General features: G+C 61.4%; 2 protein-coding genes. Both read right to left on the bottom strand.

Annotated elements, in window-relative coordinates:
• Nucleotides 1-71 precede the first annotated feature (71 nt).
• Nucleotides 72-779, bottom strand: a complete 708-nt coding sequence (gene pseF, locus ACXRVY_RS31455; RefSeq protein WP_223461335.1) for a pseudaminic acid cytidylyltransferase — start codon at nt 777-779, stop codon at nt 72-74.
• Nucleotides 776-1,000, bottom strand: a 225-nt coding sequence (locus tag ACXRVY_RS31450) for a pseudaminic acid biosynthesis-associated methylase (RefSeq protein WP_458239272.1), incomplete at its 5' end; no start/stop codon positions are given. The genes pseF and ACXRVY_RS31450, both read right to left, overlap by 4 nt.

The raw sequence follows: 1,000 nt of genomic DNA, 5'->3' as shown, positions 1-1,000 counted from the left end.
GGCCAGGCACAGGCAACGCGCGATGTGGCCGCTGCCGATGGTCGGCGAGGCGTCAGAGCGAATCAGCACTCTCATTGCAGCTCACCTGCGGCTTTAAGCGCGGCATACAGGTACTCCGCGCGCTTCCAGTCCTGCGGTGTGTCGATGTCCTGCACCAGATGACGCGGCAGGATGACCGGCAGGCTGTACGGTGAATACAGCACCTCGCCACGCAGCCAGGCGTCGCTGCGGCCCCAGTAGAACTGCCCGGCATCCTGATAGGCGACCGACAAATCCTGGGAGCGGGTGTCACGATACTGCGGATACAGTGCCGTCAATGCGCCGCGATCATCAAGGGTCAAGGCTCGCTGAACCGGAAAACCGAAGTCGCACACCGAAAAGGCGAACGACTTGTCGGGATGCTGATCCAGCAGGCTCAGCCCTTGGGCAAGAAATCGTGTTTGCAACAACGGCGCGGTCGCGTAGATGCAGCAGGCGCGATCAAACTCGTCACCCTGTTCGCCCAATGCTTGCAGGGCATGGGCGATCACCGCTGCGGTCCCCGTGAAGTCGTCGGCCAGTGCCGCCGGGCGCATGAAGGGCACCTGAGCGCCACAGTCCCGCGCCAGTCCGGCGATTTCTTCGTCGTCGGTGCTGACCACGATCCGGGAAAACAACCCGGACTCCATCGCGACCTGAATCGAGCGGGCAATCATCGGCACACCGGCGAACGGCTTGAGGTTCTTGCGGGGTATGCGTTTGCTGCCACCGCGGGCCGGTATGATGGCGACGTTGTTCAACGGCGTTTTTCCAGGACAAACCAGGTGATGTCATCCACCGGGAATTGCCGATCGCGGTGGTAGCCAAAACCGTAATCGAGCAGTTGCAGGTCGTCGTAGCGATCGAGCATTTCACCGGCAAAATCGCGTTTGAACAACTTGCCGCTATTGCCGCGATACGGGACTTCGACCGGCGCCGGATTGTAGTACTCGGCGATCAGTATGTAGCGCTGGCTCAGCTC

The sequence above is a fragment of the Pseudomonas sp. P5_A2_2 genome (genome assembly GCF_054177685.1).
Note: the sequence above shows the minus strand (reverse complement) of the source record. Positions and strands in the feature narration are given on the sequence as shown.